This window comes from Pseudomonas paraveronii (assembly GCF_963681955.1).
Taxonomy (GTDB): domain Bacteria; phylum Pseudomonadota; class Gammaproteobacteria; order Pseudomonadales; family Pseudomonadaceae; genus Aquipseudomonas; species Aquipseudomonas paraveronii.
The window spans coordinates 5,147,009-5,159,537 of the sequence record NZ_OY817130.1 but is presented as its reverse complement, the minus strand read 5'-3'; the positions used below and the strand labels follow the sequence as shown (position 1 = coordinate 5,159,537).

General features: G+C 62.3%; 11 protein-coding genes. 4 read left to right on the top strand and 7 right to left on the bottom strand.

Features of this window, described 5'->3' with window-relative positions; translation table 11 throughout:
• Positions 1–180: 180 nt before the first annotated feature.
• The 3 genes from U5A08_RS23800 to U5A08_RS23790 are packed head-to-tail and all read left to right on the top strand — an operon-like array spanning position 181 to position 1,809.
• On the top strand, positions 181–861 hold the full coding sequence (locus tag U5A08_RS23800; protein ID WP_247399742.1) for a class I SAM-dependent methyltransferase: 681 nt from the start codon (positions 181–183) through the stop codon (positions 859–861).
• 4 nt (positions 862–865) lie between these two features.
• Positions 866–1,585, top strand: a complete 720-nt coding sequence (locus U5A08_RS23795) for a lipopolysaccharide kinase InaA family protein (RefSeq protein WP_253398555.1) — start codon at positions 866–868, stop codon at positions 1,583–1,585.
• Positions 1,582–1,809, top strand: a complete 228-nt coding sequence (locus tag U5A08_RS23790) for a hypothetical protein (RefSeq protein ID WP_247399746.1) — start codon at positions 1,582–1,584, stop codon at positions 1,807–1,809. The genes U5A08_RS23795 and U5A08_RS23790 overlap by 4 nt, the downstream gene beginning before the upstream one ends.
• A gap of 105 nt (positions 1,810–1,914) precedes the next feature.
• On the opposite strand, the gene U5A08_RS23785 is transcribed toward U5A08_RS23790, so the two are convergent.
• Genes U5A08_RS23785 through U5A08_RS23775 form a run of 3 tightly spaced genes read right to left on the bottom strand, consistent with a single transcriptional unit; the run spans position 1,915 to position 5,538 of the window.
• Positions 1,915–3,012 carry a DUF1513 domain-containing protein gene (locus U5A08_RS23785; RefSeq protein WP_253400437.1) on the bottom strand — a complete coding sequence of 366 codons (1,098 nt, stop codon included), beginning with the start codon at positions 3,010–3,012 and terminating at the stop codon, positions 1,915–1,917.
• A gap of 2 nt (positions 3,013–3,014) precedes the next feature.
• The gene (locus U5A08_RS23780) at positions 3,015–4,079 is read right to left on the bottom strand and encodes an imelysin family protein (protein WP_321848873.1); all 1,065 of its coding nucleotides are present in this window, start codon (positions 4,077–4,079) and stop codon (positions 3,015–3,017) included.
• 31 nt (positions 4,080–4,110) lie between these two features.
• Complete coding sequence (locus U5A08_RS23775) at positions 4,111–5,538, bottom strand: di-heme oxidoreductase family protein (protein WP_253398551.1); 1,428 nt, start codon at positions 5,536–5,538, stop codon at positions 4,111–4,113.
• A 140-nt stretch (positions 5,539–5,678) separates the two neighbouring features.
• Between U5A08_RS23775 and U5A08_RS23770 the strand changes: the two genes are divergently transcribed.
• A complete protein-coding gene (locus U5A08_RS23770; protein WP_253398549.1) occupies positions 5,679–6,242 on the top strand; it encodes an NAD(P)H nitroreductase in 564 nt (187 codons plus the stop codon).
• A 102-nt stretch (positions 6,243–6,344) separates the two neighbouring features.
• On the opposite strand, the gene U5A08_RS23765 is transcribed toward U5A08_RS23770, so the two are convergent.
• The 4 genes from U5A08_RS23765 to U5A08_RS23750 all read right to left on the bottom strand — a co-directional run bounded on the left by U5A08_RS23765 (position 6,345) and on the right by U5A08_RS23750 (position 12,431).
• A complete protein-coding gene (locus tag U5A08_RS23765) occupies positions 6,345–8,483 on the bottom strand; it encodes a methyl-accepting chemotaxis protein (RefSeq protein ID WP_321848872.1) in 2,139 nt (712 codons plus the stop codon).
• Positions 8,484–8,618: 135 nt separating this feature from the next.
• Positions 8,619–9,020, bottom strand: a complete 402-nt coding sequence (locus U5A08_RS23760; RefSeq protein WP_321848870.1) for a YbaN family protein — start codon at positions 9,018–9,020, stop codon at positions 8,619–8,621.
• Between the two features lie 99 nt (positions 9,021–9,119).
• Positions 9,120–9,728: a biliverdin-producing heme oxygenase gene (locus U5A08_RS23755; protein ID WP_321848869.1), complete on the bottom strand. Its 609-nt coding sequence runs from the start codon at positions 9,726–9,728 to the stop codon at positions 9,120–9,122.
• Positions 9,729–9,869: 141 nt separating this feature from the next.
• Positions 9,870–12,431 carry a TonB-dependent receptor gene (locus U5A08_RS23750; RefSeq protein ID WP_321848868.1) on the bottom strand — a complete coding sequence of 854 codons (2,562 nt, stop codon included), beginning with the start codon at positions 12,429–12,431 and terminating at the stop codon, positions 9,870–9,872.
• Positions 12,432–12,529: the final 98 nt, after the last annotated feature.

Sequence of the window (12,529 nt, the reverse complement as noted above, 5' to 3'; positions counted from 1 at the left end):
TGCTACCGCTATGCTGGCGTAGATCAGTATAATTTGTCGGGAGTGGCCCGTTGCCACTACTTGTATCTGTAAAGTCTTGAAATGTATGGGAGTGGACAGGACAAGTTTTTCACAACGAGTTGACCTGTTGATCACAGTTCGCAACCTAAGGTTGTAGGCATCAGTAAACGGAGACGTAAGATGCCTACCCCGATCAAGCTCGAATTTTCCGATAAGTACGACGATCAGCATGCGCAGAATTATTTGCTCAAGCATCAGGATAATTTGGCTCGCCGGCTGTCCCACAAACGTGACGAGCAATTGGCACGCGGCGCGTTGGCCATGGCCGGTGAACCCGGCCTGGTCTTGGACTTGCCTTGTGGGGCTGGGCGTTTTTGGCCGCTGCTGGCTGAAAAGCCCAATCGGGTGATTATCGGCGCCGACAATTCGGAGTCGATGTTGAAGGTCGCGACGTTCTCCCAACCGGCGGATGTGGTGAAGCGGGTACGGCCCTTGCGGACATCGGCCTTTGATATCGACCTGCCAGATAACTCGGTCGACAGCATCTTCTGCATGCGCCTGATGCACCACATTGGTGATCCTGAGCACCGGCTGGCGATACTGCGGGAGTTTCATCGCGTTACCCGCGACAGCGTGATTATCTCGTTGTGGGTGGACGGCAACTTCAAGGCCTGGAAACGCAAGCGTGCCGAAGTAAAACGTCGTAAGGAAGGCGAGCAGGAAGGTTACCAAAACCGGTTTGTACTACCGGCGGCTACCGTCGAGGCAGAGTTTGAGCAAGCGGGTTTCCGTGTTCAGGAATCCCTGGATTTCATCCCGCTCTACGCCATGTGGCGGGTGTATGTATTGCGCAAGAGGTAACAGGATGGCAGTTGAGTGCGTAGCAGGCAGTCACGTAGCTCCCGAAGAGCGATTTGATTATTTCTGGCGCCAGCAGGGCGAGTGGGTCGAAGAGCCCAATCGTCGACGCGGCGGAGAGAGTGGTGTGCAGCGTGTGATAGGCCCCAACGGGCGCCTGCTCTACAGCAAGCGTCAGACCGGGCATATCTACCGCAGTTGGCTCCATCCGTTTGGGCGCCCGACCGTGTTGCGCGAACGGGATGCCATCAAGGGCCTGCGCTCGCTGAATGTGCGGGTGCCGGAGATGGTGTTCTGCGAGGCGCGTCGTGATCCGCAACACCAATGGAAGGCATTGTTGGTGACGGCTTCGCTGGACGGTTTCGACGAAATCGAAAATTGGTACGCCGCCGGTGGCCGTGAACAGTACGGTGAGGCGGTCCATGAGCGCCTGCTCAAGGAACTCGCGGCGACGTTGGCGCGCATGCACAAGGGTCGCTGGCAACATGGTTGCCTGTACATCAAGCATATCTTTGTGCGAGTCACGGGTGAGCCCGACTCGGCCAGCGTGGAAGTCGCGCTGCTGGACTTTGAGAAGTGCCGCCAACGTCTCACCGCTTATCGGGCGGCCTCCCACGACATGCTGCAACTGCGCCGCCACTCGTCGTGGAGCGATGGCGACTGGGCAAAACTCAGCTACTTTTACGAGACGGCGTTTGGCAGCGCTATCAAGGGTTTAACCAAATGAAGCTAGAAATAGCTCGAGGTCTGTTTCTGTCTGGGGCGTTGGGCGTTGCTGCCCTGGCCCTGGTTGCATGGGAACAACCTCGGACACAGGTCCTCAGTGCGGTGCAAAGCGGCGGGCAATGCCTGCTGCCGCGCATTGCCAAGGCGAGTGCGACGGTCAAGCCCGATCATGACCTGCTGTTGTTCATGTTCGGGATGTCACGAGGGGTGGGGCCACAAAGTTGAAACGATCGAAACCACCCGAAAAGGGCCTTGTGAAACGAGGCCCTTTTTTTTCGCCTGCGATCTGGCTGTCAGGCGCAGCGCGGGATTAGCCCGAGCGGCTGACCGTCAGATCAGGTGCAGATGGTTATCCCAAAGCCCTGCCGGCAATTCCAACGGTTTTGCGATCAGTTGTTCCTGGCGACAGTCATAGAATCGGCACCGCCCTTGGCCGGATGTCACGACAAACCCGTCTGCTACCGCACCCACACCCGCGCAGTCCGGCAAAGGCCCGTCCAGGCGCAATTTGCCGCTGTCCATGTCCCAGATAAAGAAGCGGTTGCCGCGCGGCGCGGTCAACGCCACCAGGCGCAATTCACTGTGTACCGCGACGCTGGCGGTGTAATGCCCCATGGCCTGCAGTTGCTCATCGGCCACCGGAAATGCCACGAATGGCTGCCCTGGGCGCTTGATTGCGAGCAACTCGGAACGCTCCTGGGACGGCCCCATGAACTGCTGCCCGGTGAGGATGGTGCCATCGCTGGCGATGCCCATATGGCGCACGCTGTTCATCGGCTGGCCGAGGGTTTCCTTGCTGATCAGGCTGCCGTCGCGTTGCATCAGCACCAGGCTCGGCTCCATGGCGTTGAGGTTCATTTCCACGCGGCTTTCAGCCTCGGTGCGGATGCCGCCGTTGGCCACCACCAGGGTTTCGCCGTCGGGCATCCACGACACCTGATGCGGGCCAATGCCATGGGTGGAAATCTCGCCGCTGTGCACCAGCCGCTCGCCTTCGAACCGGTACACCCCGAGCAGGCCACGGCCCGGGTCGGAGGTGTCGTTTTCGGTGGCGTACAGCCAGTCGCCACTGTTGTGAATCACCGCGTGGCCATAGAAGTGTCGGCCAGCATTCGAGGTGATGGTTTGCAGCAGCGCGCCATCACGCAGGTCGATCAGGTAACTCTCGGTGCCCGGGCGACGGGCGACAAACAGCGCGATCGGCAGCGTCGGGTGGTTGATGATGTCGTGGCAGCGCTGACCGACCTGGGTGGCGAACACCCGCTGGCCGTCCAGGCGATAGCCGACAGCATAGTGCTTGCCGTCTGCATCATCGCGCGCCGACAGTAGCAGCGGGCCCTTGTCGTTGTGCTTGAACAACGTCCAGCCGCCCAACGTGAGTGCGCCGAGCAGCGCGCTGCCAATGGCCAAAGCCTGTCGCCTGAGCATCATCAGTCACCGTCGTTGGCGTTAAAGCCCAGTTGGATGCCCAGCGCCTTGGCCAACTCGCCTTCGTGCAGGCGGTGGACGACGTTGAGGCTGTCGTAGAGATCGTTGAGCTGTTGGCGCCCGGCGTCGTCACCCAACAGTTCGTTGAGGGTGCGCTGGTTGCTGGCGAACAGTTTCAGGGACGCGGCGTAGGCGGCGTCGATCTTCTCGGCCAGCGCCTTTTGATCGGACGGCAACAAACCCCGCAGGCCTTTGTTGTCGACGCCGACCCATACCGTCTGGGCCGCAGCGAGGCTGGCTTCCAGGCTTTGCAGGGACGACTGGCTGCGCCACGCATCGGCCTGGAACGGCTGCGGGACGCCCTTGGTCTGGCGACCCATCGGCGTGCCGAGCTTTTTCTTCAGGGTGTCCAGTGCGGTCACTTGCACGCGCAGCAGGTCGGCGATGGCTTCGTGGGAATCAGCGTAACGCTGGTTGGGAAACTTGCTCATCTGCGCGAGCATGCCGTCGGTGCTGTTCCAACTGGCGAGGATCTCTTCGGCCAGGGCTTTCTGGCGCTCGCCGATGGCCATCAGCAGCGGGCAGTACCGGGCTTTCTGCGCGGCGTCGGCGATGTCGGTCTTGGCGTCGTAGAGGATGTATTCATAGGCCGACAGGCCCTGCACCACCACGCTGGACTTGGCCACGGCAGCCGCATCGATCTGCGGCTGGGCGGTGACCAGTTGCTCGACCTGGCGACCCACGAGGTTTTTCTTGTCCGGCCAGAACTGCACCTGCCACGAACGGTTGCCTTCGGCCAACGGGCCGATCAGCAGCGGTTGCAGTTCGGCCCAGGCTTTTTGGGCGTGAAGGAAGTCGGCACGTGCGGTGTCCAGGCTTTCCTTGCCTTGGCAGTACGCCAGGGCGCTGACGGCCAATTGGCGGTCGGCTTCCACCCAGCGGCTGTAGGTCGGCAAGATCACTTGCTTGGCGATGGCTGCCGAGGTCACCGCTTGTGGGTCTTGCGGTGAGCAGGCGCCGAGGGCGAGGGCGGCCAGGCTGGTGAACAACAACTTGGGACGGAACATGTCGAGCTCCCTTTGGTAAGTGGGTCGAAGCTTATAGAGAATTCAGGAACGCCAGCAGCGCAGCGCGCTGTTCGGCATTGAAGGACAACACATGCTGCTGCGCCGCGTGTGCTTCACCGCCATGCCACAGCACGGCTTCCAGCAGGTTGCGGGCGCGGCCGTCATGCAAGAACTGGGTGTGGCCACTGACGGTTTGCGTCAGGCCGATGCCCCACAACGGCGGCGTGCGCCAGTCGCGGCCACTGGCCTTGAATTCGCTGCGGTGATCGGCCAGGCCGTCGCCCATGTCATGCAGCAGCAGATCGCTGTAGGGGCGGATCACCTGGTTGGCCAGTTCAGGTTCGGCGGCGTTGGCAGCCGTGGTGAACGACGGCGTGTGACAGCCCTGGCAACCGGCCTGGTAGAACAGGTTTTTCCCGGCCAGCACCTGGGGCGCGTTGACGTCGCGGCGCACGGGCACCGCCAGGTTGCGGGTGTAGAACAGCACCAGGCGCAGGATGTTATCGCTGACTTCCGGCTCGCCATCGGGGCCGTTGCCGTTGGGCGCCTGCTTGCAGGCGACCTGGACGTCGGTGCAGTCATCGACGGGCCTCAGCGACGTGGTGAGGCCCATATCACCGGAAAAGGCGTGAACGTTTTGTTGATTGAGGTTGGGTTGCCCGGCTTTCCAGCCGAAACGCCCGAGCACGGTTTTCTGCCGGGCATCATCCCAGACCCAATTCGCGCGGCCGACAATGGCTTCCTTGTCGGCGGTCTTCGGGTCGGTGTTGCGCAGGATGTCCGCGTCGGCAATCGCTTCAAGCAGGCCCAGGCCGATCATCGGCGGGGCGATGCGCGCGGAGAAACGTGTGTCCGGATGCATCGGGCCGTAGCCGAGTTGGGTGATCTGCAGGTTGGGCTTGCGCAGTTCGACGACGCTGCCGTCCTTGAACGTGACGTTGACCGGCGTGTAGTCGACCCGCACCTTGCCCTCTGGCGTTACGCCGGGTATGGCCATGTCCTGCAATTGCCCACCGTAGACCGGCTCGGGCACCACGCCGAGGTGCTCGATGAGCTTGGCATACGGCGGCGCATCCGGGATCGACAGGCGCACCAGCATCGACACCGCGTTCTGCGCGTCGGCCAGCGGCGGGTGGCCACGGCCGTCCTTGATATGGCAGTTCTGGCAGGCATTGGTGTTGAACAGCGGCCCCAGCCCATCGCGTGCGGTGGTGGTGGACGGCGCGATCACCCAGGGGCTGCGGAAGAAACTATTTCCGACGCTGAAATCCAGGCGGCGGGTCGGCGACAGGTTGGCCGAGGGCAGGGAAAAGGCATTCTGGTCGCGCTTGTTCACCGTCGTTGCACCGCCGGCCCGCGCTTCTCCCGGATCAGCCTGGGTAAACCGGGGGGCGTCATCGCAGGCAACCAGGCTCATGGCCATCAGTCCTGCAGACAGGCGAAGAAGCGAACGGAACATCGAGTTTCCTGAAAAAAGGCGAAAAACAAGGCCGCAAAGTCTAACAGGGCGGGGCGGTTTGAATAAGAGCAATTATCGTTTGATGGCATGCCGATTCATTCCCGCTAGAATGACCGCACATTTTTCTCTGGAGGTGGCCAATGCAGGCTCTCGACGCTTTGCTCAACCGTGTTTCCGTGCCGCGCCTGCTGGAACCGGCACCGACCCAGGAGCAGCGTGATGTGCTGTTCGCCGCGGCCATGCGTGCGCCCGATCACGGCCAGTTGCGTCCTTGGCGGTTCCTCACCGTGGAAGGCGCGGCCCGTGAGCAGTTGGGCACGTTGCTGGTCGAAGCCGCCCGTGTGCAAGACCCCGACGCCCCGCAGGCCGCCCTCGACAAGGCCCAGAACGGCCCGATGCGCGCGCCGTTGGTGGTGGTGGTGATTGCTCGCCTGCAGGAACATTTCAAGGTGCCGAAATCCGAGCAGTTGCTGGCGGCGGCGTGTGCGGCCCATGGCATCCTGCTGGCGGCCTATGCCCAGGGGATTGGTGCGGTGTGGCGCACCGGGGATTTGTCCTACTCGGCCCATGTGGCCAAGGGGCTGGGACTGAAAGAGGGCGAGGAAGTCATTGGCTTCTTGTACCTGGGCACGCCGCAGAACCCGCCGCGTACTGCGCCGAAAGAGGATGTGGCGGCGTTTGTCACGGCCTGGACCGGCCTGTAGGAGCGAGCTTGCTCGCGAAAAACTCAAGGACACCGCGTTCATCCAGGATGCACGCGTGATCGTTGACGTTCTTCGCGAGCAAGCTCGCTCCTACAGTGTTGTTTACACCCTGAACTGATCCATCAGTTTCATCTGCTGGCTGGCCAGTGCATTGAGTTGGCTGCTGATGGCCGCTGACTCCGTGGCCTGGCCGGTGAGGGTCTCGGTCACGGTGCGGATCGCCGACACGTTGCGGTTGACCTCTTCGGCCACGGCACTCTGTTGTTCGGCGGCGCTGGCGATCTGCAGGTTCATGTCGCTGATCACCGTCACCGCGTCGCTGATCTTGCCCAGCGCCTGCACGGCCTGATGGATCTGCCCGGCGTTGCTCTGGGCCTGCTGCTGGCTGGAATGCATGGTCGCCACCACGCCACGGGTGCCGCTCTGGATGCGTTCGATCACCTGGCGAATTTCCTCCACCGAATCCTGGGTGCGTTTGGCCAGGTTGCGCACTTCGTCGGCCACCACCGCAAACCCGCGGCCGCTTTCCCCGGCGCGTGCCGCTTCGATGGCGGCGTTGAGCGCCAGCAGGTTGGTCTGCTCGGCAATGCTGCGGATCACTTCCAGCACTGAACCGATCTGTTCGCTGTTGACGGCCAGCGCTTCGACTTCGCCCACGGCCTTGCTGACTTCATTGGCGAGTGTGGTGATATCTCGAGTGCTCTGCTCGATGATCGACATGCCTTCACGTGCCGACTGATCGGCCCCGCGCGCCGCGCTGGCGGCGTTGGAGGCGCTGTTGGCGACGTCATGGGCGGTGGCGCTCATTTCGTTGGACGCCGTGGCTACCTGGTCGATCTCGCGAAACTGCACCTGCATGCCTTCGCTGGTCTGGCGCGCAATGGCCGAAGACTGGTCGGCCGTGCCACGGGCCTCGGTGATGCTTTGCTTGATCTGCGCGATGGTCGGTTGCAACTTGTCGAGGAAACGGTTGAACCAGATCACCAGCTCGCCCAGCTCATCTTTCTTGGCATAGGCCAGGCGCTGGGTGAGGTCGCCGTCTCCGCTGGCGATGTCCTTGAGCATGGCGGCCACGCTGTTGATCGGCCGGGTCACGCCGGTGGCGGTCAGCCAGATCAGCAGCAGGCCGAGCAATGCGGCGACGGCCGCCACCAGCAAGGCCTTTAGCGTGCCGTTGGCGTGTGCCTTGTCGAGTACGGCTTGCAGCTTGACGTTATCGGCCAGCAAAACGGCCTTGGACAACTTGATCACCACGCCCCAGGACTTGGCGTCGGCAAGCGGTTTGACCGGGTACACCGCGCGAATGGTGTCGTCCTGTTCGTGAATCGTGCGGTTGTCGCTGGCCAGCAGTTGCACGATGTCTTTGCCTTCGGCACCCAGGGTGTCGATCAGGTTCTTGCCGACCTTGGCCGGTTCGCCACTGTAGGCGGCGATCAAGCCGGTGCTGGAGATAATTCCCAGCTGCGCCGTACCGTTGAACAGGTCTTTCTGCGCGGCATCGGTGGTCGCTTGCAAGGCACCGAGGGCAATGTCGACGCCGATGACGCCGATGACTTTACCGTCCACCAGCAGCGGCAGGGCGATGGTGGTCATCAGCACAAGCTTGCCGGCCACCGTGTCTTCATACGGGTCCAGCAGGCAAGTGCGGCGGGTGTCGCGTGGGCAGGTGTACCAGATGTTGTAGGGCGTGCCGTTGAGGTTAGGGGTGGTCTTGTTCAGGTCCTCTTCGACCAGCATCGTGTTCAAACCTTCGCCGCCGGCGCGGCTCCAGTAGCTGGAGAAACGGCCTTTGTCGTTGGAGGCACGCGCCTTGTCGTCGATAAACTCGCTGTCCTTGCCCTCCAGCCCGTTGGGCTCGAACGCCAGCCAGATCCCCAGCACCTTGCTGTTGCGTTCGAACGCGGTTTTCAGGCTCTGGTTGAGTTCTTCGCGCAGCGCGCCGGGTTCGAGGGACCGCTTGGCGCCCAGGTTGCGCAGGTCTTTGACCTGATCGGCGAGAGCAGTCAGCGCCACCAGGCTGTCGCCGAAGGTTCTCTGCAGTTGCACCGCCTGTTCGGCGGCCTTGGCTTGCAGCAGTTGTTCGACACTGGCGGTGAGCATTCGTGAGCTTGAGTCGCTGACCAACGCGTCGTTCTGCGCGGTGTTGTAAATATTGATGCCGACCACCAGCCCAATCACTCCCAGCAGGCAGAGGCCAGACAGCAGCACGATTTTCAAGCGGATGGAGAGGGTATCGAACATAGCTTCACTCACGGATGGACTTGTTGGTATGCGAGCTGGGCCAAGTCCATTCGGCGCCTTATCCGGAACATCGGCGCAGCCAGGGGTTTCATGAGAGGGAGGCGATGAACGGTAGGAAAACGCCTACATTCCGCGTTATACGGGGCGTGCGAGCCGTTCCGGACGGGACCAGATCCACAGGTTGCCCAGGCTCATTCCGGCGATGGCCAGGTAGATCGGCCAGCCGTGATCGAGCATCACCAGCATCAGGCAGGCGCAGAGCAGCATGCTGGCGGTGGCGCTGATTTTGGCGCGGCGCGCGATGATCTTGCCGTTGCGCCAGTTGAACAGGATCGGCCCGAACAGGCGGTGGTTTTCCAGCCAGGCGCTGAGGCGCGGCGAGCTTTTAGTGGCAGCCCAGGCGGCCAGCAGGATGAATTCGGTGGTGGGCAAACCCGGCACGACAATCGCGACCAACCCGATACCCAGGCTGACGTAGGCCAGCAGGCCGAAGAGGAGCTGGGCGATTTTCGAGGTGGATTGGGGTTTGCCGGTCATGGGTGCGTGCAACGTAGGGATAACAAAAAATCGGCTTGGAATGAGATCTAATTGTGGGAGGGAGAAAGCCCCTCCCACCGATCGCATTTCAATCGAGTATCAGGCCAGTTCAGGGGCTGTAGCGTAAGCCTGTTCGAGCAACACCGTGAAGCGCATAAACGCATTGATCGCGCCTTTTTCCACATCGGCCTCTTCTTCGGCGCTGAATTCCAGGCTGTCGAGGGTGCGGGTGAAGCGCTTCCAGCCTTCGGCACGACCGCCGGCCGGCTCGCCGAGGTGGCGGGCGCCGAAGGTTTCGCTCAGGCCCAGGCCCACGGCACGCTTGATCAGGAACGCGGCGCCCAGCTTGGAGCCTTCGGAGACGAACAACCAGCCCAGGGCTTCGGCTTTGCTTGGGTTCTGCACAGCGCCGGGGACGGGGGCCGGGACGTCGGTGTCCAGGTCGGCCAGGTCCAGCCTGGCGGCGTCGGCGCGGCAGCGTTCGGCCAGGTCGGGAACGATCTTGATCAGGTCGGCATCGTTGTACAGCGCCACCAGTTCCGACTGGAACAGGTACTGCGCCACCACGAAACGCGCGAAGTTGGGCTGGGTTTCAAACGGCGCGTGCGCCTTGACCAGCGCGTCGAGCCGGGTGTGCGGCGCGGTGGTGATCTGGTTCAGGCGCTGGGAGCGCAGGCTTGGGCGTTCTGCGGAAGGAGAAGCGGTCATGAAAAAGTCCTTGAGAAGGGGAGCGCCGTGATGCCCTGGGGCGTGGCTGGGCGGTTAGTAACTAGACGAACAAGAAGACGCGGCACAGTAAAAAATCCTCACCTCATCGCTGATTAATTCCGACGAGGCGAGGCGGGTTGATCAGATGTCCCAGACCACATTGATCGCGAAGTTGCGACCGGGCTGGGTCAGGCGGTCAAGGTTGGCCGGGCCGGTGACACCGGCTTCGCCGACGCTGTCGTAGCTGCGCACGTCATCCCAGTTCCAGTACTTCTTGTCGGTCAGGTTGTAGAGCCCGCCGTTGAGCGTCACGTCCTGGGTGACTTTGTAGAAGGCGGTCAGGTCGACCACACCGAAGCCAGGGGTCTTGAACGGACCGTCGGTGCTGCCGTCGGGAGCGTGGAAGCTGCTGCTGTCGACGCGATCCTGTTTTTTCACCAGCGTCCAGCTCAACAGGCCACCGTAGTTGTCCTGTTCGTAACCCAGGCCGAATACGCCTTTGAGTGGGTTGACGCTGTTCAGTGGCTCGCCGCTGTCGTCGTTGCGCCCGTAGGCGTAGGCAATCGACCCCTGGGTATACAGGCCCTGAGGCGCCCCGAAGGCGTCGAGGTTCAAGCGGCCCTTGGCTTCCGCGCCCTTGATGGTTGCGCGCTTGATATTGACGGCCTGGAACTGTTCGACGGTGCCGCCGACGACCGCGTTGTCTTCGTCGATAAAGTCGCGGTACTTGGTGTAAAACACCGCGATGTCGAAGGAGCCCGCGTCGAACTTGCCGCGAATCCCGGTTTCAATGCCTTTGCTGGTTTCCGGCTTGAGGTCGGGATTGGGCTCGACGGTGTAGCCCAGGTTCAGGTTTTCAAAGCGTCCGTACAGCGCCTTGGCCGAGGGCGTGCGGAAGCCTTCGGCGTATTGGCCAAACACGGTGTAGTGATCGGTCAGGGCGTAAGTCAGGCCGAACTTGGGGGTGACACGGTGCCAGGTTTTTTCCTTGTCGCTCACCGGGTATTGGCCGGTCGGGTTGACGTTGCTGAGGAATTCCTGGGTCAGCTTGGGTTTGAGCCGGGTGTAGTCATAACGCACGCCGGGCAGGAATGTCCATTTGTCCCACGCGATCTGATCCTGGGCAAACAGCGAATAGGTGTTGATGGTTGGGTCCGGGAAGTCGCTGGTCTTCGTCACGCTGTCGCTGGCCGTTGGGCTGGGCGCGCCAATGGCTGTGCAACCGGCGCCGACGGCGAGGCAAGTGGCCGCGCCCTCGCGGGAGCCAGTGACTTTCTGCTGCTTGAGCGTGGTGCCGTAGGTCACTTGGTGATCGGTGTCGCCGAGGCTGAAAGCCTTGTCCAACTGGGCATCGAATATCCACTGCTTTTCTTCGTAAAGCGTGTCGCGGGTGCGCAATACCCGACGGCCCGCCTGGTAGATTTCTGCGGTGGTCTGGTCGGTCTTGGCGATCTGGTAATTGAGGCTGGTCTTGATGCGATCAGCCATGGGCGAGTCGAGGGCGAAGGTATTTTCCAGGCCGAAACGTTCGCGGGTGATGGTGTCGTTGCCCCGTCGGTCACGGTAGAGATTGAAGCCTTGGCCGCCGACGAACGGGCCTCCCACCGCATTCTTCAGGTTGACGTCGCGATCGTCCTTGTACTTCTCGTAAGTCAGGCCCAGACGGTTGTCATCGCCATAATTCCAGCCCAGCTTGGCCAGCACGTTGGTGGTGCGCGCCTCCTCGGGGTTGGCGCCAGTACGGGCCAGGCCGGTGGCGTTGTTGCCGTCGTAGGCTTCGGTTTCATGGCCATTGCGCTGGCTCAGGTGCAGCAAACCGTCGACGTCCTGCACGCGGCCGGCGACGGTGGCGGAGGTCAGCCAGCTCTCATCGGCGGAGCTGTAGCCGGTCTTGAGGCGGGCGCCGACGTCCTGGCCGGGCTTGATGATGTCGTCCGGGTCGAGGGTGAAATAGCTCACCGCCCCGCCGATGGCGCTGCTGCCGTACAGGGCTGACGCCGGGCCGCGCAGGATTTCCACGCGCTTGACGATTTCCGGGTCGACGTAGTTGCGACGGGTCTTGGCATAGGGGCCGTTGAAGAAGTTGTCCGGCACTTCCACGCCATCGACCTGGGTGAGGATGCGGTCGCCGTCGATACCGCGAATGTTGTAGCCCGCGTTGCCGGCGCGGGTGCCGGCGCCACCGACCGAGACGCCGGGTTCGTAGCGCACCAACTCGCGGATGTTGTTGACGTTCTGGCGGTCCAGCGCTTCACGCTCATGCACGCTGACGGTGTTCGGTACGCTGTTGACGTCCTGCTCGTTACGGGTGGCGCTGATGGTCACCTGTTGCAGGTTGAGGACGCTGCCGGCAGCGCGCTTTTCCAGGGCGATGCTGCTGTTGCCGAGTTTGCGGTAGCTCAGGTTGGTCCCCATCAACAGGCGCTCCAGGGCTTTTTCCGGCGACAGCGCACCGCGCACGCCAGGCGACGACACACCCTGGCCCAGCTCCGCCGGCAGGCCGACTTGCCAGCCGGTCACGGCGGTGAAGGCATTGAGTGCCGCAACCAGCGGCTGCTGTTCGATGCTGAAACTGTAGTTGCCCTGGCTGCGGGCGGTGGGTTCGGCGGCGGCGACCATCACCGGCGCACCGGCCAGCAGGATGGCGGCGGTCAGCAAGGACAGCACGGGCGAAGAAGACCGGCGATTGAAACGAGAGGACATCGAAAGCGCTCCGGAGATACGAATCTTATAGTTGCGAACCGATTCAAATGGGAATCAGTTGCATTGACTAAGACGAGACGTACCGTCGAGCGTTATCG

What these genes read in the sequence shown, in the direction of transcription:
- U5A08_RS23800 (WP_247399742.1), top strand. Translation starts at nt 181, where the DNA reads ATGCCTACCCCGATCAAGCTCGAATTTTCCGATAAGTACGACGATCAG.
- U5A08_RS23795 (WP_253398555.1), top strand. Translation starts at nt 866, where the DNA reads ATGGCAGTTGAGTGCGTAGCAGGCAGTCACGTAGCTCCCGAAGAGCGA.
- U5A08_RS23790 (WP_247399746.1), top strand. Translation starts at nt 1,582, where the DNA reads ATGAAGCTAGAAATAGCTCGAGGTCTGTTTCTGTCTGGGGCGTTGGGC.
- U5A08_RS23785 (WP_253400437.1), bottom strand. Translation starts at nt 3,012, where the DNA reads ATGCTCAGGCGACAGGCTTTGGCCATTGGCAGCGCGCTGCTCGGCGCA.
- U5A08_RS23780 (WP_321848873.1), bottom strand. Translation starts at nt 4,079, where the DNA reads ATGTTCCGTCCCAAGTTGTTGTTCACCAGCCTGGCCGCCCTCGCCCTC.
- U5A08_RS23775 (WP_253398551.1), bottom strand. Translation starts at nt 5,538, where the DNA reads ATGTTCCGTTCGCTTCTTCGCCTGTCTGCAGGACTGATGGCCATGAGC.
- U5A08_RS23770 (WP_253398549.1), top strand. Translation starts at nt 5,679, where the DNA reads ATGCAGGCTCTCGACGCTTTGCTCAACCGTGTTTCCGTGCCGCGCCTG.
- U5A08_RS23765 (WP_321848872.1), bottom strand. Translation starts at nt 8,483, where the DNA reads ATGTTCGATACCCTCTCCATCCGCTTGAAAATCGTGCTGCTGTCTGGC.
- U5A08_RS23760 (WP_321848870.1), bottom strand. Translation starts at nt 9,020, where the DNA reads ATGACCGGCAAACCCCAATCCACCTCGAAAATCGCCCAGCTCCTCTTC.
- U5A08_RS23755 (WP_321848869.1), bottom strand. Translation starts at nt 9,728, where the DNA reads ATGACCGCTTCTCCTTCCGCAGAACGCCCAAGCCTGCGCTCCCAGCGC.
- U5A08_RS23750 (WP_321848868.1), bottom strand. Translation starts at nt 12,431, where the DNA reads ATGTCCTCTCGTTTCAATCGCCGGTCTTCTTCGCCCGTGCTGTCCTTG.